Genomic DNA, 26,649 nt, shown 5'->3' with positions numbered 1-26,649 from the left:
GTCGGATCCCGGCCCAATCCGCCGCCAGCCCGGCCAGGCACGCCCGCCGCGTCGGTGCCTATCGCTAGCGTTGGCCTCATCGCCGCGACCCCAGTGGGCCGTGGTCACCGTTGCAAGGGGAACGACGCATGGCGCCAACAACCAAAGAGGCTCAGCGCGCGGAGCTTCACAAGACCATCTGGCGCATTGCTAACGATTTGCGGGGCAGTGTCGATGGTTGGGATTTCAAGACGTACGTGCTGGGCATGCTCTTCTATCGCTTTGTCTCGGAGAATCTGACCGCCTACATCAACAAGGGCGAGCACGAGACAGGGGATTCCGGCTTCGACTACGCACGCCTTGCCGACGCCGACGCCGAGTTTGGCAGGGAGGTCACGGTTGCGGAGAAGGGCTTCTACATCCTGCCCTCCGACCTGTTCCAGAACGTCCGACGCCACGCGGCCAGCGATCCCAACCTGAACGAGACGCTCGAGCGCGTATTCAAGGACATCGAGGGTTCCGCGTTGGGCACCGACAGCGAGGGTGACCTCAAGGGCCTGTTCGATGACCTTGACGTCAACAGTTCCAAGTTGGGCAACACGGTGGCCAAGCGAAACGAGAAGCTGGCAAAGCTGCTGGACGCCATCGGTGACCTGCCGCTGGGCAACTGGGACGACAACACGATCGACCTGTTCGGCGACGCCTATGAGTACCTGATGCAGATGTACGCCTCGCAGGCCGGCAAGTCCGGTGGCGAGTATTACACGCCTCAAGAGGTTTCGGAGGTGCTGGCCAAGATCGCGGTGGCGGGCAAGACGCGCGTCAACAAGGTCTATGACCCCGCCTGCGGTTCGGGTTCCCTGTTGCTCAAGTTCGCCAAGGTGTTGGGCAAGGACAATGTGGGCGGGTTCTTTGGTCAGGAGATCAACCTGACCACCTACAACCTGGCCCGCATCAACATGTTTCTGCATGACGTGAATTACGAGAAATTCAGCTTGGCGCACGGAGACACCCTCACGGACCCGCAGCATTGGGACGACGAGCCTTTCGAGGCGATCGTGTCCAACCCTCCCTACTCGATCAAGTGGGATGGGGACGCGAACCCGCTGCTGATCAACGACGAGCGCTTCGCCCCTGCGGGAGTACTGGCGCCCAAGTCCAAGGCCGACCTTGCCTTCACGATGCACATCCTGAGTTGGCTCGCGGTGAACGGCACGGCCGCCATCGTCGAATTCCCCGGCGTGCTCTACCGCGGAGGCGCAGAGGCGAAGATCCGCAAGTACCTGATCGACAACAACTACGTCGACGCCGTCATCCAGCTCCCGCCGGACCTGTTCTTCGGCACCACCATTGCCACCTGCATCATCGTGCTCAAAAAGTCCAAGACCGACAACGCCGTCCTCTTCGTCGACGCCTCGGCCCAGTTCACGCGCGTGGGCAACAAGAACAAGCTGATGCCGGGCAACCAGCAGAGCATTCTCAGCGCGCTGGAGAACCGCGTTGATGAAGATCACGCCGTGAAGCTCGTGACCAACGAAGACATTGCGGCCAACGGCTACAACATCGCCGTCTCGTCATACGTCGAGGCTGAAGACACCCGCGAAACCGTCGACATCACTGAACTCAACGCCGAGATAGCCCGCATCGTCGCCCGCCAGGCCGAGCTGCGCACGTCGATCGATGCCATCGTCGCCGACCTGGAGGACTCCAAGTGAGTCGCATCGACGATCTGATCGCGCAGCACTGTTCGAACGGTGTGCGGTTCTCGCGCCTCGGCGACGTGGTGAAGATTCGGAACGGTCAAGATCACAAGGCTCTAGGCGAAGGCGACGTGCCTGTCTACGGCAGCGGCGGCGTAATGCGCCACGCCGACACGGCTGCGGCCCACGGCCCGTCGGTGTTGATCCCGCGAAAGGGATCGCTCGGCAACATCTTCTATGTAGAAGGGCCGTTCTGGGTAGTGGACACAGTCTTCCGCACAGAGGTGGATCGCACCCAGATCGAGCCGAAGTTCCTCTACTACAAGTTGCTCACGATGAGGCTTGGAGAGATGAACCAGGCTGGCGGGGTCCCGAGCCAGACACAGAGCGTCTTAAACGAACTGCGTGTCCCGGTGCCACCGCTTGAAGTGCAGCGCGAGATCGTGAGAATCTTGGATCAGTTCACTCAGCTGGAGGCGGAGCTGGAGGCGGAGCTGGAGGCGGAGCTGGAGGCTCGCACGCGCCAGTACGAGCACTATCGCCACTTGCACACGACCTTCGATGTCGATGTGCCACTCGTCGAACTCGGTTCACTGGTCGAGGTTCGTAGCGGATGGGGCTTCCCGAACGCGCATCAAGGTGCCACAGAGGGTGACTTTCCGTTCTACAAGGTCAGTGACATGAACTCCCTAGGTAACGAGACGATTATGGGCGTGTCAAACAACTACGTCTCTCATGACGTTGCACGCGCGCTCGGCGTGAAGCCCGCGCCCGCCGGGACTATCATCTTTCCCAAGATTGGAGCGGCTGTCGCTACGAACAAGAAGCGAGTCCTATCAGTCTCGTCGGCCTATGACAACAACGTCATGGGCTTGATCCCAGGGCGGAAGGTCTCGTCGAGGTTCCTCTATCACTGGATGCAAACGTTCGACCTTAGACAACTCGCCAACGATTCGGGTGCAGTGCCGTCGATTCGCAAGTCCGAAGCGGAACAGATTCGTTTCCCACTAGTACCGCTTCCTGAACAGGAGCGGATCGCTTCATGGCTCGACAAGCTTGACGCGCTAGTCAACGACATCAGCATCGGCCTGCCCGCGGAGCTCGCTGCTCGTCGCAAGCAGTACGAGTACTACCGCGACAAGTTGCTGACCTTTGAGGAGGCCACCTCATGAGCGGCAAGCACATTGAGTTGTTCTTGGTCGACGGGGTTCCTGGCGGCATCACGACCGCCGAGATCGCCGGGTGGACCGGCCACGTACTTTCCGGGCCGCGCTCTGACATCGCCGATGTGCTGGCGCGTAGCGAAGCCCAACGCAACGGCGCCTACTTCTTGCTCGGCGACGACGCCGAGGCTTTGGGAGGCACCCGCTGCTACATCGGTCGCACGGAGAGTTTCTCGGGGCGCTTCCGCGACCATCGAGCCAACAAGGACTTCTGGGACCGCGTCGTCATCATCACCTCGAAGGACGAGTCGTTCAACGAGGGCCACTGGGGGTACCTCGAGTCAAGACTCGTCGACCTGGCCAAGCGGGCGCAGCGGGTTGACGTTGTCAACGACCAGAGCCCGCAACTGCGCAAGCTCTCTGAGGCGCAGGTATCCGACGTCGAGGCGTTCCTTGCCCATCTCCACATCATCCTGCCCGTACTCGGCGTCAACGCCATCCGTGAGCGGGCGCAGACAACCATCGCACCCGCTGTGGCGGCGCCGCCTTCTCCGATCTTTCACCTGCGCAACGCCAAGGCTGGCGTGGACGCCCAGGCTCAAGTGAACGGCGAGGAGTTCACCATGCTCGCTGGCTCCCTCGTCGTCGGAGCGTGGACCGCAACCGGCAACGCGGCGAGCACGCGCCGCGCCTATGACTCCTACCGAGCGCAACACAACAAACTCGTGGCCGATGGCTCCATCGCCGTCGAGGGCCGCATCGGCCGCCTCACCCGTGACCTGGCATTCACGTCCCCCTCCACGGCGGGAGCAGTGGCGATGGGTCGATCGTGCAACGGCCGCGTCGAGTGGCAATGGGAGGGCGGCACCTACGGCGCGTGGGAAGAGCGGGGTCTCGCTTGACTGTCCGAGATGAGCACGACTCGCACGACGGCCGCCCTTGGGAGAGTTGGACGTGTGTGCGAGTCCGCCAGCAGCCGTGTGCGAATCCACCGCGTTACCGATGCGAATCCACCAAACGGCCCCTCTTTGGGGATCCGATGACCGCCCCTCACGAGACCAGCCAGTGCTTCGGCGATCGCATCACCGCCGCGCCGATGGACGTGATGTGGACCACGTGAAGGGACCTGACTCGTGAACAGTGAGCACCCGGCCGGAGCGCGCACGCACCGATCAGTGCGCTACGACCCAATCGCCGTCTCGGCGGAGAGCACGGTCGTCGCGGAGTACGTTCCTGATGTCGCGTCGCAAGCCGCGTACCAGTCAGAATCCGCGCTGGAGCAAGAGCTGATCCGGCTGCTCCAGACCCAGGCATACGAGTACCTGCCGATCACGTCCGAGGAGCAGCTGGTCGCCAACCTCCGCACCCAACTCGAGGCGTTGAACAGCGTGGTCTTCACGGACGCGGAGTGGGACCGGTTCTTCGCCACGTGCATAGCGGGCAAGAACGACGGCATCGTGGAGAAGACGGTCCGCGTTCAGGAGGACCACGTCCAGATCCTCAAGCGTGACGATGGCTCGACCAAGAACATCACCCTGCTGGACAAGAGAAACGTCCACAACAACCGTCTGCAGGTGATCAACCAGTACGAGATCGACCGTGCCGATCCGTCGGATACGCACAGCGCAGGCGCCACCTATGCGAACCGCTACGACGTGACGGTGCTGGTCAATGGCCTGCCCATGGTGCACATCGAGCTTAAGCGCCGCGGCGTGGACATTCGTGAGGCGTTCAACCAGATCGACCGCTACCAGCGCGACAGTTTCTGGGCTGGCTCTGGCCTGTTCGAGTACGTGCAACTCTTTGTGATCTCCAACGGCACGCTGACCAAGTACTACTCGAACACGACTCGCTACGCGCATCTGAAGGACGCGCAGAAGCCTGGCAAAGGCCGCAAGACGTCGAACTCGTTCGAGTTCACCTCGTGGTGGGCGGACGCGCAGAACAAGCCCATCACGGACCTGACGTCCTTTGCGAAGACGTTCTTTGCCAAGCACACGCTGCTGAACATCCTGACGCGCTATTGCGTGCTGACCGCCGACAGGTTGCTGTTGGTGATGCGGCCGTACCAGATCGTCGCGACCGAGCGGATTCTGCAGCGCATTGATGTGTCGATCACGCCGGGCAACCACAAGCCCCTGGGCACCACCGCCGCTGGCGGGTACGTGTGGCACACCACCGGCTCGGGCAAGACGCTGACGTCCTTCAAGACCGCCCAGCTCGCCTCGAAGCTTGCCAGCGTGGACAAGGTGTTGTTCGTGGTGGACCGCAAGGACCTGGACTACCAGACCATGCGGGAGTACGACCGGTTCGAGAAGGGCTCCGCCAACTCGAACACCTCCACCGCGGTGCTCAAGAAGCAGCTCGAGGACCCTGGTGCGCGGATCATCATCACCACCATCCAGAAGCTCGCCAACTTTGTTGCCGCCAACAAGGGCCACCAGATCTACTCGCGTCACGTCGTCCTGATCTTCGACGAGTGCCACCGCAGCCAGTTTGGCGACATGCACGCGGCCATCACCAAGGCGTTCAAGCGCTACAACTTGTTCGGCTTCACCGGCACCCCCATCTTCGCCGTCAACGCAGGCACGGGCGGCAACCCGCAACTGAAGACCACCGAGCAGGCGTTCGGCGACAAGCTCCACACGTACACGATCGTGGACGCGATCACCGACAAGAACGTGCTGCCCTTCCGCATCGACTACGTCAACACCATCAAGGTGGGAAACGTCGCCGACGCCCAGGTCTCCGCGATCGACACGGAGAAGGCGCTGCTGGACCCCAGGCGCATCGGCGAGATCGTCCAATACACGCTGGAGCACTTCGACCAGAAGACCAGACGCGCCTCCAGCTACGAGCATTCGGTGGTCACCAACGTCGCCGAGTCTTCCCGCGCCCGGCGTCAGGCCGACGCGGTCCGCGCGAGCAAGAGGGTGCGCGGCTTCAACGCGATCTTTGCCACCGCGTCGATCGAGGCGGCCACCCGCTATTACTTTGCGTTCGCCACGGCGCAAAAGGACCTGCCGGAGGCGCAGCGGCTGAAGATCGGCATGATCTACTCCTACGCAGCCAACGAAGCGCCCGACGACACGACGCTGGACGACGAGGCATTCGACACGGACGGCCTCACCGGTGACGCGCGCACGCAACTCGAGATCGCGATCGCGGACTACAACCAGATGTTCGGCACCAGCTACGACACCACGGCAGACAAGTTCGGCAACTACTACAAGGACCTCTCACAGCGGCTGAAGAACCGCGAGCTGGACATGGTGATCGTGGTCAACATGTTCCTCACGGGCTTCGACGCCACCACGCTCAACACCCTGTGGGTGGACAAGAACCTGCGCGCCCACGGACTGATCCAGGCATACTCGCGCACCAACCGCATCCTCAACTCCGTCAAGACCTACGGCAACATCGTGGCCTTCCGCGACCTCGAAGACGAGACCAACAAGGCCCTCGAACTGTTCGGCAACAAGGATGCCCGTGGCATCGTGCTCCTCAAGCCCTACGCCGAGTACTACGCCGACTACGCCACCAAGGTCGCAGAACTGCTCGACCGCTTCCCGCTTGGCCAGCAGATTGTGGGCGAGACCGCCCAGAAGGACTTCATCGCCCTGTTCGGAGCGATCCTGCGCCTGACCAACATCCTCACCTCGTTCGACGACTTCGCGGGCAACGAGATCCTGGAGCCCCGCCAGAGCCAGGACTACCGCAGCGTCTATCTCGATCTGTATGCCGAGTTCCGCAAGGACACCGATGCGGACAAGGAAGCGATCAACGACGACGTGGTGTTCGAGATCGAACTGATCAAGCAGGTCGAGATCAACGTCGACTACATCCTCATGCTGGTGGACAAGCACCGCGCCAGCCACGGCGACGGCGATAACAAGGAACTGCGTGCGGAGATCTCCCGCGCCGTCGATGCGAGCCCGTCGCTGCGCAACAAGCGCGACCTCATCGAGGACTTCGTGGAACGCGTCACCGTCGACGGCTCCGTTGACGACGAATGGCAGGCCTTCATCGCAGCCCGCCGCGAGGCCGAGTTGGACGCGATCATCGCCGAGGAGAATCTCCGCCCGGACCGCGCCCGCGAGTTCATCGATGCGGCCTTCCGCGAAGGTGCGCTCCGGACCGGCGGCACCGCGATCACCAAGGTGCTCCCTCCCGCCTCACGCTTCAGCGCTGACGGTGGCCACGGCGAGAAGAAGCAGCGCGTCATCGAGAAGCTCGGGGCGTACTTCGAACGGTTCCTGGGCCTTGGAGGCGGGTCGCCAGACGACTGAGACGCGTCGTCTCCCGGTTTCCGTGTCACAGGCCCATGTGACGATGCCCCCATGTCCCAGCCCATGCAGGAGGCGGCCCCCGAGCGCGCCGCTCGCATCGTGAAAGAGGCCCGCGAGGGCCGGCGCGCCCGCGGCTGAAAGTCGCCTCCGGCCGAGTGTGTCGGATGTCACGTTTCGCGAGGCGCCCGCCAGTCCGCAAGGGCCCCACCGCCAGGCATCGGCAACGCGCCTGGTAACAGCGCATGTGCGCCGCTACCACTCGGCAAGGCCCCGCTCACGCGCAAGCCCGACAAGGCGGACAAAAGGCGCATATGCCCCCCGATGCGACTTTCGTCACAATCCCGCATGTCGCGCCCGGCGGAGTCGATGGGAAAAGCATGAAGCTCCGCATGCGCAAAGCCACCACACTGTCCCTCGCCACCGCGTCGGTCGCGGTGTTGACCCTCGGCTTCTCCACACCCTCAGGAGGAGCCGCATCGGCGCCCAGCCTACGCGCCGACCACGAGCCCACCTGGTGGTATCAGGTGCAACCAGCGCCTGTGGTCGAGGTGGACCTCGAGGCCGTCAAGGCACTCATGGAGGTCAAGGTTGACCTGCGGATCCAGGTGCGTGTTGCGGACGAGCTCTACGCCTCCTCGGAAGGCAAGGCGACCGTTGAGACCCGCCGTGCCCTCGCTGTCGAGCGCAATCGTGCCGACGCAGCGGTGCTGTTGGCGCAAGAGCCCGACGAGGTGGAGGAAGTCGCCGCGCTACTCGCCCCCGCGCTGACGGCCGTGACGGAAGAGGTCGCGGCATGGGAGGCCGCAGAGGCCGCCCGCAAGGCAGAAGAGGAGCGGCTGGCACGCGAGGCGGCAGAAGCTGCCGCGGCAAAATCGGCGCGCTCATCTGGCGGCGGCTCGGCCGCACGCTCGGGCCAAACCCCTCAGCAATACCTCGACGGTGTGGCTGCCGCCTTCGGCACCAGCATCTCGTGGGCGTCGTCGGCCTGTGGCCACTCGGGAAGCTGGGTCTCCGGCTGCTACACGGGAGGCTCCACCATCACCGTGACCACCAACGCCTACTCGTCGTGGGACAGGGCCAAGGGGGAGGGCCGCAACGTGGTGATCCACGAGGCCGCCCACTACCTCACGCGCTGGCAGTGCGGCACGGTGTACGTAGGTGGGGACCGCTTTGAGAACGTGACCGATGCCTACGCGATCCTGCTGGGTGCCGGCGGCACCACGGGCTACGGCTACAACAGCTCCGACATGGAGTGGGCCAAGGCGATCGCCGCTGGGCGGTGCGAGCTCTAGCTGTGACTTCGTCTGCTGAATGGCGGGGTTCTTCGGTCGCTTCGTGGCGGGGTCAGGTGACACCGATGACCAGGGTGCTCTGTGCGGCTTCGATGACGTCGTTGGTGATGGTGTCGAGTTCGTTGATCTTCAGGACCCGCTGGATCTGGGGGAAGAGGCGTTCGAGGAGCCGGAAGTTGCCGCGGGTGATCCGTGCGATGGCTGCGATGGCTTGGGCGTCGGTGAAGTCGTCGGGGTCGAGGGTCTTGCCGAGGGATCGCCAGTGTCGCTCGAGGACGAACAGCAGTTCGTCTTGTCCCAGGGGCCGGTACTGGTGGGCGAAGCCGACTCGGCTGTAGAACTGGGGGTAGTGGCTGAACTGCTTCTCCAGGCCGGGCATGCCGATCAGGATCAGGGCGATGTCGTCGCGGTCGTAGCGATCGCGCAGCAGTTCCAGAGCGGCGGGACGCAGTCGTTCGACCTCGTCGACGATGATCAGCTCCACGTAGTTCCTGCCGTGTCGCCATCCCCAGGCCTCGGGAGTGGCCGTGCCGGGAGGTACGAGGTGCTGCTCGATGCACATGTTGGTGCGGGTGATGGCTTGGGTCAGCTCGTCCTTCAGGGTCCGCGGGGTGGTCAGCACGCTGGGGGTGTAGAGCACGGTGCGGCTCCGGTTCAAGGCGGCGTAGATCTTGGCGTCGTTGTCGGAGCGCGGCCCCCAGTAGGTCAGCAGGTCATGAGCCTTCTCGTAGTGTGCGTAGCGGCGCGCGGAGAGTGTCTTTCCTACGCCGGCTGATCCGAAGCACAAACCGATGGTGTGCCCGCGGCGCACGGCGTCGGCGAACTCGGTGAAGCGGCGGTGCTCCTTGGTGACGATGAAGCGCTGGCTCACCTGAGGTCCTCCTTGTAGATCTTCAACGCCGACCTCGGCGCCGGAGCCGGTGCTTCGGTGATCCGTGGCGTCTCGGTAGGTGCGGCCACGAGGGCGATGCGTTCGTTGATGCCGGCTCGCAGCGCCCGGCGGCGGGCGTTGCGCGCGGCCTGGATCTCCTTGAGGCTGACCTTCTGGTCGTGGTGCTCTTGGTTGACGGCCTTGCAGACGAATTCGTCGTGATCGAAGACGCGGATCTCGGTGATGTCGCGGGGGTCGTAGCGGATCACGACCGAGCGTCCGACGTAGCCGGCCAGAGTTGGCGAGACGTAGCGCAGGCCCTGGAAGCGGATGCCATCGCGGCGCACGACGCGGGTCTTGGCGACGGTCAACAGCAGTCTGTCGAGGTCTTCCAGGCTCTCGGGCATTCGGGGCAGCCAGCCATCGGCGATCCACGCGCTGCGCGGGGAGGTTCCGAGCTCGCTGTGCGTGCGGTGGTTGTAGGTGGCCACGAACGCCTCCAGGGCGCTATCGAGGGCGGCCAGGGACAGTTTCGGTGTCGGCCAGGGGTGCCCTTCGGTGATGTGTCCGGGCAGGGTGGCGAGTAGCTCGGTGTTGATGGTGCCGAAGAACCGCTCGATCTTGCCCCGTCCCTGGGGTCGGGCGACGGTGGAGTGGATCAGTCGGATGTGGAGGTCGACGGCGGTGTGGGCGAGCTGGTCACTGGTGAAGTCGCTGCCGTGGTCGACGTAGAGCACGTCGGGCAGGCCGCACATCGGCCAGGCCGGGTCGGTCTTGTGCCAGATCGCTTGGCGCAGCGCCAGGGCGGTGTTCATCGCCGACGGTGCGCCCAGGAAGACTGTGTAGCCGCAGACCGCCCGGGAGCAGTCGTCGAGGATCGTTGTCAGCCATGGCCGTGCGGGCTTGCCGTCGGTGCCCACCACCAGGATGTCGAGCATGGTGTGATCGGATTGCCACATCGCGTTGGGCAGCTCTGCTTGCCGGCGTAGCACCAGCTCGTGCTTGTCGCGGTAGGACGCTGCGCCCTCCAGGGCGAGGGTGACCATGCCGGGATCCAGGGTCCGCACGATGTCCCACACCACCGAGTAGGAGGGGACCGGCCACCTCCGGGCGGCGCAGATGCCCGTGACTTTGCGATGGATCGTGGCGATGGCCGGCCGCGGCTTGCTCAGTGCCAGGCCCTCGATCAGGTCGACGAGGTCGGGCGGAAGGCGGCGGGAGCCGGCGTCCGCCCGTGAGGCTGTCTCCAGTCCGGCGTAGCCGTCGGCGCGGTAGCGGGCGTGCCAGCGCTCCAGGGTCCGCAGCCCTACATCGGTCTCGCGAGCTAAGCGCGCGAGGGGCACCTGGTCCTCGACGTGGAGCCTGAGGATTCGCCACCGCGCTCGAGCGTCCACGACGCACCTACTGCAAGGCGTTCTCGCGCCCGCGCTCGGCGCGCTGAAGGGCGCGGTAGACCGTGGAGCGGCCCACGCTGAACAGCTCGGCCAGCTCGCCCACGGTGTGCTCGTCGGCAGCATGTAGCTGGACGAGGTGAGCTTCTTGCCGGGGGGTGAGTTTCGGTGACTTCCCGCGCAGCCGGCCCTTGGCCTTGGCGACCTTCATCCCCTCGCGGGTGCGGGCACGGATGAGGTCGGCTTCGAACTCGGCGACCATCGCCAGCACGTTGAACAACAGCTTCCCCATCGGGTCGGTCGGGTCATACACCGATCCGGCGATGCTCAGCTTCACTTCCCGCGCCGCGAGGTCGTCGGCGATCTGGTGGGCATCACGGACCGAACGCGCCAGCCGATCGAGTTTGGTGACCACGAACGTATCGCCGTCCCGACACGCTGCCAGCGCCTGCCGCAGGCCCTCACGGTCGACGTTGCGGCCCGTGAGCCCGTGATCGACGTAGATGCGCTTGGGATCGACGCCGAACGCCGCGAGTCCGTCACGCTGCGCGGTCAGGTCCTGCTCGTCGGTGGAGACTCGGGCATAGCCGACCTTCAAGGGGGATATGCTCCCCAGTGTGTCATATAGCCTCCCTTCACCGGACAGTTCACCGGACGGGTCTTACGGGACAGCCCGCCAGGCGTGCCGTCGTTCCTCTCGGTAAGTAGCGGTGGTGTCCGGTGAGGGTTCCCCTTACGGGCATGCGATCTGGGCTGACGCCTGTGACCGAGTGTTCAGTGCGTGCTGTATAGTTCAGTCCATGCTGACTATTGCTTCGCGTCTCGACGTGATGAACCGCCTGGGTCGTGCACTGGCCGACCCCACTCGATCCCGGATCATCTTGACCCTGCTCGACCATCCCGCTTACCCGGCGGAACTGGCCCGAGATCTGGACCTGACACGCCCGAACGTGTCCAACCACCTGGCATGCCTGCGCGATTGCGGGATCGTCGTCTCCGAGCCCGAGGGTCGTCGGACACGATATGAGATCGCCGATTCGCACCTGGCGCAGGCGCTGACGGCACTGGTCGATGCCACCCTGGCAGTGGACGAAGACGCCCCGTGCATCGATCCCGCCTGCTCGCTTCCCGGATGCGACGCAGCTGGGGAGGGCGCATGATCCTCACCTCGGTCTTGCAGGCGATGGGCCTGTTCGCAGCGACCAACATCGACGACATCATCGTGCTCTCCCTCTTCTTCGCACGAGGGGCAGGCCAGCGCGGCACTACCGCCCGCATTCTGGCCGGCCAGTACCTCGGATTCGCCGGCATCCTCGGTGCCGCGGTCCTGGTGACCATCGGTGCCGGAGCATTCCTGCCCTCGGCAGCCATCCCGTACTTCGGTCTCATCCCTCTGGGCCTCGGCCTCTGGGCCGCATGGCAGGCCTGGCGCGGAGACGATGACGACGATGACGACGAGGCCAAGGTTGCCGGCAAGAAGGTCGGCGTGTGGACAGTCGCAGGCGTCACCCTTGCCAACGGCGGCGACAACATCGGCGTCTACACCCCTGTCTTCCTCGGCGTGGAACCTCTCGCAGTAGTCGCCTACTGCATCGTCTTCCTCGCGCTCGTCGCGGTCCTGGTGGCCCTGGCAAAGTTCGTCGCCACCCGCCCCCCGATCGCCGAAGTGCTCGAACGCTGGGAGCACATCCTCTTCCCCATCGTTCTCATCGGCCTCGGCATCGTGATCCTCGTCAGCGGCGGAGCCTTCGGACTCTGACGTAGCGGCAGCGATCCAAACGGCCCCGACCGGGCGCACCCCTCTCGGTTCAGACCGCGACACCTACCTGCAGCCAGTCCTGCGTGATCGCGGCAACAAGACCGCCACGGAGCGCTGCAAAAACCCCGCCACCAAGCGAACGAAGCCACACTCTAGCAACGACTCACGCCGAGTGTTATAGTTCTTATAGAACAGTTGCACTCGAAAGGTGTCGTCATGACCTCCCCAACGTCGCCCAGCGTCGTCTCCCGCTTTGTGGTGGTTGCCCTCGCGGTGCCCACGGCCATCACCGTGGCAGGCCTGGCGCTCCAAGCCGCGTGGCTCGACAGCCTCCCCCACCCGGCCGCCGTGCATTGGGGGCCAAGCGACACCCCCGACGGCTTCGGCAGCGGCTGGACCTTCCTGGCGATCACCGCCGGCCTCGGGCTGGGGCTGCCTCTGCTGATCGCACTCACGACGCTGCCCATGCTGCGGCGCGGAGCGCGCGGCGCCACGTTCCGGTTCATGGCCGCCTTCGCGCTCGGCATGTCGGCGTTCATGGTGACGCTCAACACGGCCTCCGTGGCCGTGCAGCGGGGGCTGGCCGCCGCCACCGACGCGCCAGGAATTCTGCCGTGGATGCTCGTGGCCCTCGGCGTCGGCGCGGTGGCGGGCCTGGCTGGCTGGTTCGTGCAGCCCGAGCAACACACGGAGATCCCCGACTGGGACGCGGCCGCGCAGCTCGACCTGGGCCCGAACGAGCGCGTCGTGTGGATGCGCACCACCACCATCGCGCGGTGGGGCGTGCTCCTGCTCGCGGGCGTGGGCGTGGCGGTCGCCCTCTCGGCAATCGCCGCCTGGGTCGCCGGGGAACTCGCGACCGCGTGGATCCTTCTGGGGGCGCTCGCCCTGCTGACCTTCGCGGCGTCCATCGCCACGGTGTTCCACGTGTCCATCGACGACGACGGCCTCACCGCCGTGGCCGCGCCAGGCTTTCCGCGGGTGAGGGTGCCGCTCGCGGACGTTGCCGACGTGGGCGTCGCCCCCGTGAACGCCTTCGCCGAATTCGGCGGTTACGGCTTGCGCACGCGCCCCGGTGTGACAGGCATCGTGCTGCGCAATGGGGACGCGCTCAGGGTCAACCGCACCCAAGGCCGCAGCGTCGTCATCACCGTGGACGACGCCCGCACGGCGGCGGCCGTGCTCACCGCGCTGGCGGCCAGGGCGTCGGCCCGCGGAAAGGCGTAGCCGTGCTGGTGCGCATCGACCCTGCGAGCGACGTGGCCATCTTCGACCAGGTGGCCGGCTCGATCAGGGCGGACATGGTCGAGGGCAACCTCCGCCCGGGAGACAAACTCCCGGCCGCACGCGAGCTCGCCGCGTCCCTCCAGGTGAATCTCCACACCGTGCTGCGCGCGTATCAGGTGCTCCGCGAAGAGGGCCTGGTGGACATGCGCAGGGGCAGGGGAGCGGTGGTGACCGCCGCGGCAGGCACGCTCAGTCAGTTGCGTGACCAGATCCTGGACCTGTCACGCAAGGCGCTCGCGCTCGGGATGGCACCCGACGCGCTCGCCGCGTTGGTACGCGACAGCCTCCGCCTCGACGCAGACTAGACGAGCGCCAGCGGGAGCGGCAGGCTGGGCATCGTCACACCTTGAGAAACGGAGTCTCAGCCATGCCTCAACGCACCGCCGTTGTCACAGGAGCCTCGAGCGGCATCGGCGCCGCCACGGCCCGGATTCTTGCCGCTCAGGGCTGGAACGTGATCGTGGGGGCGCGGCGCCTGGACAGGCTCGAGCAGCTCGCGGACCAGATCGGCGGCACAGCCCACGTGCTCGACGTGACCGACCAGGCCTCCGTGGATGCCTTTTGCGACGCCGTGGACGAGTGTCATCTGGTGGTCAACAACGCCGGCGGTGCGCTCGGGACCACGTCGGTAGCCGAGGCGGACGATGCCGAGTGGCTGCGGATGTTCGAGATGAATGTGATGGGCACGCTGCGCGTCACGCGTGCGCTGCTGCCCAAACTGATCGCTTCCGGTGACGGCCAGGTGGTGGCGATCGGGTCGATCGCCGCGCACGAGCCCTACCCCGGCGGCGCGGGTTACAACGCCGCCAAGCACGCCGTGAAGGCGCTCACGCGTGTGCTGCGGCTCGAGACGAAGGGTCAGCCGGTGCGCGTGTGCGAGATCGACCCTGGCCTCGTGGAGACCGAGTTCTCGGTGGTGCGCTTCGCCGGCGATCAGGAGCGCGCGGACAAGGTGTACGAGGGAATGACGCCGTTGACGGCCGACGACGTGGCCGAGGCGGTCGCGTGGGTGGCGTCGCGGCCTGCTCACGTCAATATCGACCAGATGCTGATCATGCCGCGCGACCAGGTCTCCGCCCAGGTGGTGCACCGCACGGCGTAGCAGGCCGTCCAGGGCACGGATCGCGCGGCGCTACCGGCCGGGCGTGTGCGCGCCCTCTGGTCTTGCATGCCTTGACTTGCGGATATGCTAAATCCATAAAGTCGCAATCCCCAAGAAGGTGTCATGCACGACCAGCCCCTGTACGAGATCAAGGCGGACCTCTTCCGCGGCCTCGCACATCCCCTCCGAATCCGCATCCTCGAACTGGTCACGGCGCAACCCGAAGTGCCCGTCTCGGCCATCATTGAGGACACGGGACTCAAGCCGTCCAACCTCTCCCAGCACCTCGCGGTCCTGAGGCGCTACGGACTGCTCGTCTCGGAACGCAGAGCCTCCCAGGTCTATTGCCGCGCCGCCGATCCCGGCGTCGGCGAACTACTCGCCGCCGCGCGCCTGGTGCTCTCCCGCACTCTCGACGCCCGCCAGCGCATCGCCGAGGGTCTCGAAGACGTGCAGGCCCCCGCCAGCGCGTCGCGCTCGTGATGAGCGCCACGCGGCTGCGCACCCTCCTGCCAGGCCGCTCGGACTACGCGCAACTGCGCACCACCTGGAAGGGCGACGTCATCGCCGGCGTCACCGTCGGCATCGTCGCCCTGCCCCTGGCACTCGCCTTTGGCGTCACCTCCGGCGCCGGCGCGGCTGCGGGCCTCGTCACCGCGATCGTGGCGGGCCTCGTGGCAGGCGTGTTCGGCGGTTCCAACATCCAGGTCTCGGGGCCCACCGGCGCCATGGTGGTGGTGCTCGCGCCCATCATCACCGCGCACGGGGTGGGCGCGCTGGCCGTGGTGAGCGCCCTCGCAGGCGTGTTCGTGCTGGTGGCAGGAGTGCTCAAGCTGGGGCGCGCGGTCGCGGCCATCCCGTGGCCCGTCATCGAGGGCTTCACGCTCGGCATTGCCATCATCATCTTCCTCCAACAGGTGCCTGGAGCCCTTGGGGTGACGTCCACGCACCACGGCGCCAACGCCGTGATCGAGGCGGGCAACGCCATCGCCGACGCCAGCGGGGGTAGCGCCGTGTGGTCGCTTGGCATCGTCGCCGGGGTCGCGGCCGTCACGCTTGGCTTCTCCGTGTGGGCGCCGCGCATCCCAGGCTCGATCCTCGCCGTGGTGGGCGCCACCATCGTCGCCGCCGTGGCACACGCCCCCGTGGCCCTCATCGGGGCCCTCCCCGCCGGGCTACCCGCACCCTCGGTGCCGCACGTGAGCCTCGAACTCGCGAGTCAACTGATCGTTCCCGCCGCCACGGTCGCCGCGCTCGCGGCCATCGAATCGCTGCTCTCCGCCCGCGTCGCATCGGCACACTCGAACACCGGCCCGTACGACGCCGACAGGGAACTGGTGGGTCAGGGCCTCGCCTCCGTTGCGTCTGGCTTCTTTGGCGGCATGCCCGCCACGGGAGCGATCGCCCGCACCGCCGTCAACGTCCGCTCAGGAGGCCGCACCCGCCTGGCCGCGATCGTGCACGCCGTCGCACTACTCCTGATCGTCTCGGTGGGGGCCACGGTGGTGGACAACATCCCCTTGGCCGCACTGGCAGGTGTGCTGATGGTGACCGCGGTGCGCATGGTGCCGCGCCGGACCATCACCGCCGTGTTCCGCTCGTCCCGCTCCAGCGCGCTGCTGTTCGTCATCACCGCCGTGGTGACCGTGAGCGTCGACCTCATCTACGCCGTCGGCGTCGGTCTTGTTGCTGCGGCGTTCTTCGCACTACGCGCGCTCGCCGCCACCGCGGGCGTGCACCGCGAAGAACTCCCCGCCCCAGGAATGCCAGGCGACGAGAGCATCGCGGTGTTCCGCATCGACGGTGCCCTGTTCTTCGCCGCCGCCGAACGCGTCCAGGAACGCGTCATGGCGATCGACGGCGTCTCCGTGGTGATCCTGCGGCTCTCCCAGTTGCAGTTGCTCGACGCGACCGGCGCGCAAGTGCTCGTCGAGATTGTCGAGGCCCTCGAGGCGCGCGGCGTCACCGTGCTGATCAAGGGCGTCCAGGAACGCCACCTTGCCCAGGTGACGCGTGCGGGCGTGATCGAGGCGCTCAGGCACCACCATCACCTGTTCGATCATCTCTACGAGGCCATCGAGCACGCCAGGAGCCACGTCGAAAGAGGCGAGGCTGCCGACGAGATCGCCCCCGCCAGCCCGATGCGCGCCTAGCGAGCGCTCCGCGTCAGTGCGGGAGTCGCAATCAGCGAGAACAGGTCCTTGGGGTCCTGCGGGGACGTGATCAGATCGAGCTCGCCCGCAAAGCGGGTGCCATCGACATCATCGCGAAGGTAGGCGAGCGCCACGAAGTCCTCAATCGCAAAGCCCACCGAGTCGAATACCGTGATCTCCGCGTCGTCCGTGCGGCCGGGGGTGGTGCCGGCGACCACGCGCCACAACGCCTCCACCGGGTGGGTCGCAGGCAGCTGCTGAATCTCACCCTCGATGCGGGTCTGCGGCTCGTGCTCCACAAAGATGCGCGAGCGCAACAAGATGGCGGCGTCCAATTCCGTCTTGCCTGGGCAATCGCCGCCGATCGCGTTGAGGTGGACGCCCTCGGTCACCATGTCGTTGGTGAGTACCGTCGCATTGGTCTTGTCGGCGGTGCAGGTTGTGACGATGTCCGCCCCAGCCACCGCGTCGGCCGCGCTGTGCGCCCTGTAGACGTCAAAGCCAAGGCCGGCCATGTTCCGCTCGTACTTGTCCATCGCGGCGGGGTCCACATCCCAGATGCGGACAGAGTCAACGCCCACCACGGCGCGCATGGCAAGCGTCTGGAACTCCGACTGGCTGCCGGTGCCGATGAGGGCCAGCACCTTGGAGTCCGGCCGCGCCAGGTAGCGCGCCGCCATGGCCGACGTTGCCGCGGTGCGCAGCGCGGTCAGCAGGTTCATCTCGGCAACCATGAGCGGGTAGCCGGTCGCCACGTCGGAGTACACGCCAAAGCCGGAGACGGTCTGCAGGCCCACCATCGGGTTCAAAGGGTGACCGTTGACGTACTTGAACGCGTAGTGCTCGCCGTCAGAGGTAGGCATCAGCTCGATCACGCCATGCTTCGAGTGCGAAGCGATGCGGGGCTCGCGTTCAAAGTCCATCCAGCGCGTGAAGGCCTGCTCCATGCGCTGCACCAGATCGATGATGATGGGCTCGACGCCACGCTCGGCAATCCACTCGCGCATGCGGGGGGCATCAACATAGAGAACCATCAGGACTCCTTTCCTGGCGCGCTCCTGAGTTCGAGCGTGCAGCACTTCACGCCGCCGCCGCCGAGCAACAGCTCGGTGAGGTCGACGCCGATGGGGGTGTAGCCGTGGTCGCGAAGCTGGGCGTGGAAGCCCGTCGCGGCCGATGCGGTGATGACGTGCAGCCCGTCGGAGACCGCGTTGAGGCCGAACACCGCGGCGTCTGCTTCCGAGACCTCGATCGCGTCGGGGAAGCGCCGGCGTAGTTCGGCGAGGCTCTGTTCGCTGAATGCGCCGGGGAGGTAGGCGATGTGCTCGGCTCCTGGGCGCCTGTCGAGGATGGTGAGCGCCGTGTCCAGGTGATAGAACTCCGGCCTGACCAACTCCAGCGGCAGCACCTCGCGTCCGAAAACGCTGGCGGCCTCGACGTGGCTGGCGGTGTCAGTGCGGAACCCGTGCCCAGCGAGAATCACGTCGCCGATCGGCAGGAAGTCGCCCTCGCCCTCATTGACGTACTGCGCGTAGTGCACGGTGAGGCCCGCTGCGGCGAACCACGAGCCGTACGCGGGTCCCTCCGGTTGACGCTGTGGGTAGTGAAAGCTTGCGGTGTACGCGACGTCGTCGATCACCAGTCCGCCGTTTGCGGCAAAGACCATGTCCGGCAGGCCATCGATCGGTGAGATCTCCCGCACCTCGAAGCCAAGGCTCCTGTACGTCTCGCGCAACTGTTCCCATTGAGTCACCGCGCGGCCAGTATCCGTGGGGCTGTCGGGATCCATCCAGGGGTTGATGCGATAGCTCACGGTGAAGTGACTGGGGCGGCACATGAGAACGCTCATCGCTTGAGCGCTGCGTTCCGTGACGCGCGGGGACGGCGCGGTGATGGTCATATGGGGGGACCTCCTGGGGACAGGATGCCAACAAAGTCATGCACGAATACGACCAGTGACGCCATTTCTGTGCGTCTTCGGTGTCCGCTGTGCAAGAATCGGGCGCAATGGGAGGTGCAGCGTGACCATCGACGGCCTTGACCGGCTCATCATCGACCACCTCAGGGTGGACGGCAGGGCGAGCTTCGCCGACATTGCCCAGCGGGTGGGGCTCTCCGCCTCCGCCGTGAAGCGGCGCATCGACAGGATGACCGCTGAGGGTGTGATCAGGGGTTTTGGCGTGCGGCTCGACCCCACCGTGGATGGTCAGGCCATCGAGGCGATCGTCGAACTCTTCTGCACCGGCACGGTCGCCCCCGAGGAACTCAGGCGAATCCTGAGCGGTAACTCCCACGTCGTGGAGGCCTGGACCGTCACGGGATCGGCCGACGCTTTAGTGCGCATGCGCGCCGCCACCATGACGGACCTCGAGGAGGCCCTGGAGACGATCAGGCTTGCGCGTCAGGTGGATAACACCCGCAGCGCCTTGGTGCTGTCGCGGCTGGTGGAGAACACCGGGGCGTAGTCGAGCCCCGCCTTGGCGGCGGTCCCTACCAGGTGGGCAGCCACACGTGGATGTCGCGATACCAGTCAGGGATCGATTGCCCCGTCCAGAGCGGATAGAAGAACGCGGACACGAAGATCGTTGCCACCAGGAACCAGCCCACCGCGAGGCCGCGCCTGCGCGAGAAGCGACCCTCAAGCCAGTCGGGCTGGGCGAAGCGCTGGAGCGCCCACACCAGCGTCATCACGACGAAAGGCGCCATCGTGACTGCGTAGAACGTGAAGATGGTGCGGTGCGCAAAGGGAACCCACGGGAGCCATGAGGCGAGCGTTCCCACCACGAGGATCATGCCGAGCCGATCCCTGCGGACCATGAATCGCCAGATCGCGTAGCACAGCGCAGCCAGCCCAGCCCACCAGATGAAGGGATTGCCCACCGACGTGATCGCCTGCACGCAACTGTCGCCCATGCACCTGGCGTCTTCAATGCGTTCAAAGTAGAACGAGGTCGGCCTGAACTGGATGATCCAGCCGCCCGGGTGGGACTCCCACGGGTGCGGCGTGGACAGGTCCTTGTGGAAGTCGTACATCGACTGGTGGTAGCTCCACAGCGACCGCAGCGGCGCAGGGAGCCACGTGACGCCCTCGTCGGGGTGGTTCTCCGCCCACCGACGCCGGTAGGAACCCTCGGTCGCGAACCAGTTGGCCCACTGGGCGATGTAGACGGCGGGCAGGATCATGAGCGTTGCCACCACGCCGGGCAGGGCCGTGCGTAGAGCCGTTGCCGACAGCCAGTGCCGGTATCCGGCGGCCTTGCGGTCGGCGGCATCAAGCAGCACGAAGGTCACGAGGAACGCTGCGGCGAAGTACAGCCCAGACCACTTCACGCCCGCAGCAAGTCCCAGGGCCACGAGCGCCGCCAGGCGCCACCACCTGATGCCAACGCGCGGCCCCCAGTCGCCGACGGTGTCGGCTGGATGGGCGTCATAGATGCGTTGAGCCCGCCATCGGTCTAGCCACAGCAACGCGAAGGCGGCGACCACAAAGAAGGTCAGGAAGATGTCCAGGATCGCGGTGCGCGACATGGTGATGTGGAGACCATCGATCGCGAGCAACAGCCCGGCGACCCCGCCCCACAACGTGGATCGCATGATGCGACGCATCAGGAGCGCGACGATCAACACGGTCGCGGTGCCCAGCAGCGCTCCGGCGAAGCGCCAGCCGAAAGGCCCGTAGCCAAACACCTTCATGCCGGCCGCGATCAGTAGCTTGCCCACCATCGGATGGACGATGTAGTCACCCTCGGTCTCGAGGTCGGAGTAGTCGCCTTGCGCGAAGTGGCCCTCGTCGTCTCCCCAATTGCCCTCGTATCCGAAGGTGAGCAGCGAGTAGGCGCCGCGGACGTAGTAGACCTCGTCAAAGACAAGGGCGCGCGGATGGCCAAGATCGGCGAAGCGCAGCACGGCGGCAAGGAGGGTGACGGCCGACGCCATGACGGTCGCACGCCAGCGCCACAGGGTCCCGATCACGGCAAGAGCCTAGTCGCCGCCAGGCCAGGGGAGCACAGCGTCGGCGCCGCTGTATGCAAGTCTGGAGCCATGCCAGGCCGACTCATCCTTGCCGCCACCCCCATCGGCAACGTCGGCGACGGCAGCGCCAGGCTGTGGGAGGCCCTGTCAACGGCCGACGTCGTGGCTGCGGAGGACACCCGGGTCACCAAGGAATTGGCCATGCGGGCGCAGATTCGCCTCGCCGGCGAGCTGGTTGCGCTTCACGAGCACAATGAGGAGCGCGTCGCCCAGCGACTGGTGGACAGGGTGCTCGCGGGGGAGACCGTGGTGGTGGTGTCAGACGCCGGCATGCCCATGGTTTCCGACCCCGGCTACCGGCTCTTGCAGGTGGCCATCGCGGCCGATGCTCCCGTCGAGGTGCTCCCTGGCCCGTCAGCGGCGCTCGCCGCGCTCGCGCTGTCGGGCCTGCCGACGGATCGTTTCGCCTTCGAGGGCTTTCCCCCTCGTAAGGAGGGCGAGAAGGCTTCTGCACTCGCCGCATTGGCTGGCGAGCAACGCACGCTGATCTTCTTTGAGTCGCCGCACCGCGTGGCGGCCACCTTGACGGCCATGGCCGCGGCTTTTGGCGCCGACCGGCAGGCCTCCGTGTCGCGCGAGATCACCAAGCGCTACGAAGAGACGCGCCGAGGGCCTCTTGCCGACTTGGCGGAGTGGGCCGAGGCGGAGGAGCCGCGTGGGGAGATCGTGATCGTGGTGGCCGGGCGTCCCGCAGAGGCGCCGACGCTTGAGCGCCTCGTCGCAGAAGCCTTGACGCGCGTGGGCGAGGGAGAGCGCGCCAAAGCCGTGGTGGCAGATCTCGCCGCCACCTTCGGTGTTCCGCAACGCGACCTCTATGCCGCCGTGGTGGCGGCTCGCAGCGACCGCTGACGTCGGACGCCAGCGGTCGCGTGGCCGGCCTTAAGCGTCGCGCTTGGAGATCGCCTCGTCCACCGCAGGCTCGCCCAATTTGCCCATCCACTCGAGCAGTTCGGGGTACGCCGAAGGGTTGGCCGCCACGGTGGGCCTCAACTCCGGGATGGTGGTAGCGATCTCGTGCAGCGCCTGAGCGGAGGTGTCGGGGTCGGCGGCCTCGGCTGCACGTGGGTGCGCCTCCGGTGCCGCAGCGGCCTCTGACGCGGGAGCGGGTGGCTCGGGGATCTCCGTCGTCGGCGCCAAGACCTGCGGCTCGACGACAGGGGCGGGCACAGGGGCCTCGACAGCGGCAGCCTGCCCTGCGTCGTCCGCCGCGGCCTGGGAGACAGGCGCGGGGGCCACGGGAGCGTTCGCGCCGCGCATGGATAGAGCGAGCAGTGCGATCACCGCGAGCGGCAGCGCTACGTGCAGCAGGATGTCAAGGAACCCGACGTCGCCCAGCTTGTTGACGAGCACAAGCGAGATGACGCCCACCAGAATGGTTCCGCCCATCACGGCGATCGCCACCATCCGCGAGCCAGTGAAGTTCTGGCGCACGAAGGCCGCCGCAATGAGCGCCGCCGTGGTGGTCAGGATGAGCGTCACGATGTAGCCAATCGCCACGCCTGTCGAGACATCGAAATCGCCCACCATACGCAGAATCGTCATGATGATGGCGGCACCAGAGATGCCAGCGATGGCGAACAGCAGCCAGGTTGCGGCGCCGGAGTCCCTCGTGGCCGAATCCGCAGCCTTCGTGTGTCCCTTGACCAGCGGGGATGAGACGACGGCGCCAAGCGTGATGAGCGGGAGGATGCTGAACACGGGGGCATGGAGCGATTCCATACCGGCGCCTGACAAGTCCCAATCGGTCATCCAGTCGATGACAGCGGTGCCAAAGACGGCCAGCGTGCCAGCGAACACCGCGGCGCGGGCGGCCGCGCTGCGCACAAAGAGGCCGAAGGTTGCCGCACCGAGGGCGACAAGGATGATGAGCACTGACAGGACAACGATGCCGATCGTGGCTGCTTCCATGTCCTTGTAGTCCAGCACCACCAGGATGAGGTTGAGGAACGACAGCACGGTCCACAGCGCGGCAAGGCCTACTGCGCCCTGTTGCATCACTGTCACTTGCCACGGTGCGAGGGAGTCGCTCTCTGCGACGCGCGGCATGCCGGCGAGAACCGCTCCCGCAAGGCCAAACGCCGCGGCGACGCCGATCCCGCCGGAGTAGTACCACTCGTCGGCGCCCTTCGACGCGTCAATGATCAGGTAGATGGCGACAACGAGCGCGTAGGGAGCGTTGGCCGCGCCCCTGATGAGGGCGGCGGTGCCGACAGTCATTGCCGGTCCGAAGACTTGGGCTCTGGCCAGGTACGTCAGCGCGAGCGACAAGATGCTCAGCACCGTCACGAGCACCACAGCGATGTTGTCCGTGGCACCCCTGGTCGCGAAGTCGTCGAGGTTCCATGGCATCGACAGCGACACGAGCAGCAGGACGAGCGCGACCGCATCCCGCACGTAGTCGCTCACCGGGATGCCAGCGAAGGGGTTGGGGGTGCCGTGAGCGTGCGGGGGCGCAGGCGTGGTGGGCGCTGGTTCAGTGGTCATGAGCGGAATGCCTCCTGAGGATGGTGCGCGTGGTGACCTGCCCTAGCGGCGATGGCGCTGCGCCGGCGGTCTGACTCCACCCTAGCGACGGCGGTTCAGCGTGAGAACCTCTCCCGCGAAGACGTTCCCGCGTGATGGCCGCCTGCGGAACCCGGCCGATGCTGTCACTAGGATGAGCGGCATGTCTCGCATTCTCTCTGCTGTTGCCTGGCCGTACGCAAACGGGCCCCGCCACATCGGCCACGTGGCCGGTTTTGGAGTCCCTTCCGATGTGTTTAGCCGGTACATGCGGATGGCAGGCCACGACGTGCTGATGGTCTCAGGAACGGACGAGCACGGCACGCCGATCCTGGTGCAGTCCGAACGCGAGGGCGTGTCGCCTCAGGAGCTGGCCGACCGCTACAACAGGGTGATTGTCGAAGACTTGGTGCAACTGGGCCTGAGCTACGACCTGTTCACGCGGACCACCACCGGCAACCACTACCGCGTGGCTCAAGATCTCTTCACCGCCTGCCACAGCAACGGCTACATGGTGGCCAAGACCACGCGGGGAGCGATTTCCCCTTCGACGGGCCGCACCTTGCCCGACCGCTACATCGAGGGCACCTGTCCCATCTGTGGCTACGACGGCGCCCGCGGCGATCAGTGTGACAAGTGCGGCAACCAGCTGGACGCGATTGATCTGATCGATCCCGTCTCCAAGATCAACGGCGAGACGCCTGAGTTTGTGGAGACCGAGCACTTCTTTCTCGACCTGCCGGCGCTCGCCGAGAGGCTAGGGGAGTGGCTGGGCGGACGCCAGGGATGGCGCCCCAACGTGTTGAACTTCTCGCTGAACCTGCTCAAGGATGTGCGACCTCGTGCGATGACACGTGACATCGATTGGGGCATCCCCGTTCCGCTGATGGGTTGGGACAACAACCCGAACAAGCGCCTCTACGTGTGGTTCGACGCCGTGATCGGTTATCTCAGCGCCTCAATCGAGTGGGCTCGCCGGTCCGGTGACCCTGACGCGTGGCGCAAGTGGTGGAACGACCCAGAGGCGTTGTCGTACTACTTCATGGGCAAGGACAACATCACCTTCCACTCCCAGATTTGGCCAGCCGAGCTGCTCGCGGCCAACGGTCGGGGCGCCAAGGGCGGCAGGGTCTCGGAGTTCGGCGAGTTGCGACTTCCCACCGAGGTGGTCTCAAGCGAGTACCTCACGATGGAGTCGAACAAGTTCTCTTCTTCTCGCGGGCACGTGATCTACGTGCGCGACATGCTGTCTCGTTACCAGCCGGACGCACTCAGGTACTTCATTGCTGTTGCAGGGCCCGAGACGTCGGACGCCGACTTCACCTGGGCCGAATTCAAGCGCCGCACGAACGACGAACTGGTGGCTGGCTGGGGCAACCTCGTCAACCGCACCGCCACGCTGCTGCACAAGAACATCGGCTCGATCCCCGAACTGATCGACCTTCAGGACATTGACAACGCTGCCCTTGCCGCGTCGGAGGCTGGATTCGACGAGGTGGGCAGGCTCATCGGTATTCACCGCCAACGCCAGGCGGTGAGCGAGGCGATGCGCATCGTCGGCGACGCGAACAAGTACCTCGCGGACACCGCGCCGTGGAAGCTCAAGACCACCGACCCCGAGCGGATGAAGACCGTGCTTGGCGTGGCCGCACAACTGGTGAGCGACGCCAACACGATGCTCGCGCCGTTCATGCCGCACGGCGCACAGAAGGTCCACGAGGCGCTCGGCGGCGATGGCGTCTTCTCGCCGATGCCGCGCATCGCCGAGGTTCAAGACCTTGACGTGGCCGATCGCAGCTATCCCGTGATCGAGGGAGATTACTCGGTGCAGCACGGCACGTGGCATCGCAATGCGCTCGTGCCTGGCACGCCGGTGCCGGCGCCAAGCCCCATCTTCACCAAGCTCGATGACGACGTGGTGGAGGCCGAGCTCGAGCGCATGCGTTCGGAAGCCTGACAGGGGTAGCGAGACGCTGACGCCCGCCCCCAGCGGGCCCTCGCCGGAGGGAATGCGGTTTCCGATACGCTTTCGTGCATCACTGAGGAGGATGCATGGGCGAGCGGCGAACACGCACGAAGGCAAAGCGGCCCTCCGGCGTCGCGACCATTTCCGACGTCGCTGCCGAGGCAGGCGTTTCGGTCGCCACCGTGTCGCGGGTGATGAACGGCAACCCCACCGTCGCGGGTGAACTGGCCGCCAAAGTTCGGGAGGTCGCGGAGCGGCTTCACTACTCACCGAGCGTCCTTGGTCGCAACCTCTCGCTCGGCAAGACGCGCACCGTCGCGCTCGTGGTGCCTGACGTGACCAACCCGATGTTCCAAGAGGTGTTGCGCGGGGTCACCACAGCGGCGGCTCAAGACGAGTACCGCGTGCTCATTGCGGACTTGGCGGAGGATGCGGCGGAAGGCGCGACCATCACCCTCGATGCTCGCAGTCGCTGCGACGCCGCCATCTTGGTCTCGCCGCGACTTCCTGAAACGCAACTCCGGTCCATGCTGGGCGGACTCACGCCGGCCGTCGTCATCAACCGTCACTTGCCCGGTAGCGGACTGCCGAGCCTGGTTGTCGACCACGCGGCTGGCGTTCGCGCCGCAATTCGCCACCTTTTCGATCTAGGCCACCGAGACATCGCGTACGTCGCTGGCAACCCGCTGAGCGCGGCTGATCAGCTTCGCCGCGACGGGATTAGCCAGGCACAGCTGGAGCTTCCAGACGTGAGAGTGCAGGTGCTGCCCGGTGGGGCGCAGATCGACGACGGTTACGACGCTGCCGACGCCGTCGTGGCTGCAGGGGTGACGGCCGTCGTATGCCATAACGACTTGGTGGCCTTCGGGCTCATGGCACGCGCCCGCGAGCGAGGAGTGAACGTGCCGCGGGACCTGTCGGTGGTGGGTTTCGACGACATTCAGTTTGCGAGGTATGCGACTCCCGCGCTGACGACGCTCGCCGCGCCGCACAGGGAGTTGGGCGCGCGCGCCTGGCGAGAGTTGAGCGCGGTGATTAGCGGCGGGACCCCCACCACCGGCGCGCTGTGGTTCGCGCCCGAGTTGGTGATCAGGGACAGCACCGCTCCTCCTGCGTCCAGTTCCGCGTAGAAACCGGTTACTGGTAGAGTTGTCGGGAGCGAA

The 26,649-nt window shown here is 66.0% G+C and carries 23 protein-coding genes; 16 read left to right on the top strand and 7 right to left on the bottom strand.

The genetic code is table 11. The features are described 5' to 3' along the window. Positions 1 to 128: 128 nt before the first annotated feature. The 5 genes from LGT36_RS09015 (at position 129) to LGT36_RS08995 (ending at position 8,423) form a co-directional block, all read left to right on the top strand. A complete protein-coding gene (locus LGT36_RS09015; RefSeq protein ID WP_226097621.1) occupies positions 129 to 1,694 on the top strand; it encodes a type I restriction-modification system subunit M in 1,566 nt (521 codons plus the stop codon). Beyond that, positions 1,691 to 2,851: a restriction endonuclease subunit S gene (locus LGT36_RS09010; protein WP_226097622.1), complete on the top strand. Its 1,161-nt coding sequence runs from the start codon at positions 1,691 to 1,693 to the stop codon at positions 2,849 to 2,851. The genes LGT36_RS09015 and LGT36_RS09010 overlap by 4 nt, the downstream gene beginning before the upstream one ends. Continuing rightward, positions 2,848 to 3,744 (top strand): GIY-YIG nuclease family protein, encoded by an 897-nt coding sequence (locus LGT36_RS09005; protein ID WP_226097623.1) that lies wholly within the window; start codon positions 2,848 to 2,850, stop codon positions 3,742 to 3,744. Before LGT36_RS09010 ends, LGT36_RS09005 begins: the two co-directional genes overlap by 4 nt. Positions 3,745 to 4,017: 273 nt before the next feature. After that, the gene (locus LGT36_RS09000; protein WP_226097624.1) at positions 4,018 to 7,131 is read left to right on the top strand and encodes a type I restriction endonuclease subunit R; all 3,114 of its coding nucleotides are present in this window, start codon (positions 4,018 to 4,020) and stop codon (positions 7,129 to 7,131) included. A 377-nt stretch (positions 7,132 to 7,508) separates the two neighbouring features. Next, entirely contained in the window at positions 7,509 to 8,423 is a 915-nt protein-coding gene (locus LGT36_RS08995; RefSeq protein WP_226097625.1) for a hypothetical protein, read from the top strand. A gap of 52 nt (positions 8,424 to 8,475) precedes the next feature. Here LGT36_RS08995 and LGT36_RS08990 read toward each other — a convergent pair whose 3' ends face one another. Genes LGT36_RS08990 through LGT36_RS08980 form a run of 3 tightly spaced genes read right to left on the bottom strand, consistent with a single transcriptional unit; the run spans position 8,476 to position 11,292 of the window. Continuing rightward, positions 8,476 to 9,294: an AAA family ATPase gene (locus LGT36_RS08990; RefSeq protein ID WP_226097626.1), complete on the bottom strand. Its 819-nt coding sequence runs from the start codon at positions 9,292 to 9,294 to the stop codon at positions 8,476 to 8,478. Then, entirely contained in the window at positions 9,291 to 10,688 is a 1,398-nt protein-coding gene (locus LGT36_RS08985) for a Mu transposase C-terminal domain-containing protein (RefSeq protein WP_226097627.1), read from the bottom strand. Before LGT36_RS08985 ends, LGT36_RS08990 begins: the two co-directional genes overlap by 4 nt. 7 nt (positions 10,689 to 10,695) lie before the next feature. Further along, entirely contained in the window at positions 10,696 to 11,292 is a 597-nt protein-coding gene (locus tag LGT36_RS08980) for a recombinase family protein (RefSeq protein WP_226097646.1), read from the bottom strand. Between the two features lie 193 nt (positions 11,293 to 11,485). Between LGT36_RS08980 and LGT36_RS08975 the strand changes: the two genes are divergently transcribed. From LGT36_RS08975 to LGT36_RS08945, 7 genes are all read left to right on the top strand, one after another. Continuing rightward, complete coding sequence (locus LGT36_RS08975; RefSeq protein ID WP_006590980.1) at positions 11,486 to 11,845, top strand: helix-turn-helix transcriptional regulator; 360 nt, start codon at positions 11,486 to 11,488, stop codon at positions 11,843 to 11,845. Continuing rightward, positions 11,842 to 12,444, top strand: coding sequence for a cadmium resistance transporter (locus LGT36_RS08970; protein ID WP_084074631.1), 603 nt, complete (start codon positions 11,842 to 11,844; stop codon positions 12,442 to 12,444). The genes LGT36_RS08975 and LGT36_RS08970 overlap by 4 nt, the downstream gene beginning before the upstream one ends. 216 nt (positions 12,445 to 12,660) lie before the next feature. After that, positions 12,661 to 13,671 carry a DUF1648 domain-containing protein gene (locus LGT36_RS08965; RefSeq protein ID WP_226097628.1) on the top strand — a complete coding sequence of 337 codons (1,011 nt, stop codon included), beginning with the start codon at positions 12,661 to 12,663 and terminating at the stop codon, positions 13,669 to 13,671. 2 nt (positions 13,672 to 13,673) lie between these two features. Then, positions 13,674 to 14,036, top strand: a complete 363-nt coding sequence (locus LGT36_RS08960; protein WP_226097629.1) for a GntR family transcriptional regulator — start codon at positions 13,674 to 13,676, stop codon at positions 14,034 to 14,036. 62 nt (positions 14,037 to 14,098) lie between these two features. Next, complete coding sequence (locus LGT36_RS08955) at positions 14,099 to 14,833, top strand: SDR family NAD(P)-dependent oxidoreductase (protein WP_226097630.1); 735 nt, start codon at positions 14,099 to 14,101, stop codon at positions 14,831 to 14,833. A 123-nt stretch (positions 14,834 to 14,956) separates the two neighbouring features. Further along, entirely contained in the window at positions 14,957 to 15,316 is a 360-nt protein-coding gene (locus LGT36_RS08950; RefSeq protein ID WP_226097631.1) for a helix-turn-helix transcriptional regulator, read from the top strand. Further along, positions 15,316 to 16,986 (top strand): SulP family inorganic anion transporter, encoded by a 1,671-nt coding sequence (locus tag LGT36_RS08945; RefSeq protein WP_226097632.1) that lies wholly within the window; start codon positions 15,316 to 15,318, stop codon positions 16,984 to 16,986. Before LGT36_RS08950 ends, LGT36_RS08945 begins: the two co-directional genes overlap by 1 nt. On the opposite strand, the gene LGT36_RS08940 is transcribed toward LGT36_RS08945, so the two are convergent. Next, positions 16,983 to 18,020, bottom strand: a complete 1,038-nt coding sequence (locus tag LGT36_RS08940; protein ID WP_226097633.1) for an ornithine cyclodeaminase — start codon at positions 18,018 to 18,020, stop codon at positions 16,983 to 16,985. The genes LGT36_RS08945 and LGT36_RS08940 overlap by 4 nt on opposite strands. Beyond that, positions 18,020 to 18,886: a dimethylargininase gene (ddaH, locus tag LGT36_RS08935; protein ID WP_226097634.1), complete on the bottom strand. Its 867-nt coding sequence runs from the start codon at positions 18,884 to 18,886 to the stop codon at positions 18,020 to 18,022. Before ddaH ends, LGT36_RS08940 begins: the two co-directional genes overlap by 1 nt. A gap of 121 nt (positions 18,887 to 19,007) precedes the next feature. On the opposite strand from ddaH, the gene LGT36_RS08930 reads away from it, so the two are divergent. After that, positions 19,008 to 19,451: an Lrp/AsnC family transcriptional regulator gene (locus tag LGT36_RS08930; protein WP_226097635.1), complete on the top strand. Its 444-nt coding sequence runs from the start codon at positions 19,008 to 19,010 to the stop codon at positions 19,449 to 19,451. Between the two features lie 25 nt (positions 19,452 to 19,476). Here the strand turns inward: LGT36_RS08930 and LGT36_RS08925 are convergent, their stop codons facing one another. After that, positions 19,477 to 20,958 carry a dolichyl-phosphate-mannose--protein mannosyltransferase gene (locus LGT36_RS08925; RefSeq protein ID WP_226097636.1) on the bottom strand — a complete coding sequence of 494 codons (1,482 nt, stop codon included), beginning with the start codon at positions 20,956 to 20,958 and terminating at the stop codon, positions 19,477 to 19,479. 69 nt (positions 20,959 to 21,027) lie between these two features. Here LGT36_RS08925 and rsmI point away from each other — a divergent pair, with 69 nt between their 5' ends. Continuing rightward, positions 21,028 to 21,867, top strand: a complete 840-nt coding sequence (gene rsmI, locus LGT36_RS08920) for a 16S rRNA (cytidine(1402)-2'-O)-methyltransferase (protein WP_226097637.1) — start codon at positions 21,028 to 21,030, stop codon at positions 21,865 to 21,867. Between the two features lie 30 nt (positions 21,868 to 21,897). Here rsmI and LGT36_RS08915 read toward each other — a convergent pair whose 3' ends face one another. Beyond that, the gene (locus tag LGT36_RS08915) at positions 21,898 to 23,502 is read right to left on the bottom strand and encodes a hypothetical protein (protein ID WP_226097638.1); all 1,605 of its coding nucleotides are present in this window, start codon (positions 23,500 to 23,502) and stop codon (positions 21,898 to 21,900) included. A 181-nt stretch (positions 23,503 to 23,683) separates the two neighbouring features. Here LGT36_RS08915 and metG point away from each other — a divergent pair, with 181 nt between their 5' ends. Both metG and LGT36_RS08905 read left to right on the top strand, forming a co-directional pair. Continuing rightward, positions 23,684 to 25,477, top strand: a complete 1,794-nt coding sequence (gene metG / locus LGT36_RS08910; RefSeq protein WP_226097639.1) for a methionine--tRNA ligase — start codon at positions 23,684 to 23,686, stop codon at positions 25,475 to 25,477. A gap of 95 nt (positions 25,478 to 25,572) precedes the next feature. Further along, the gene (locus LGT36_RS08905; protein WP_226097640.1) at positions 25,573 to 26,616 is read left to right on the top strand and encodes a LacI family DNA-binding transcriptional regulator; all 1,044 of its coding nucleotides are present in this window, start codon (positions 25,573 to 25,575) and stop codon (positions 26,614 to 26,616) included. Positions 26,617 to 26,649: the final 33 nt, after the last annotated feature.

The organism is Demequina sp. TMPB413, from assembly GCF_020447105.2.
GTDB lineage: Bacteria > Actinomycetota > Actinomycetes > Actinomycetales > Demequinaceae > Demequina.
Note: the sequence above shows the minus strand (reverse complement) of the source record. Positions and strands in the feature narration are given on the sequence as shown.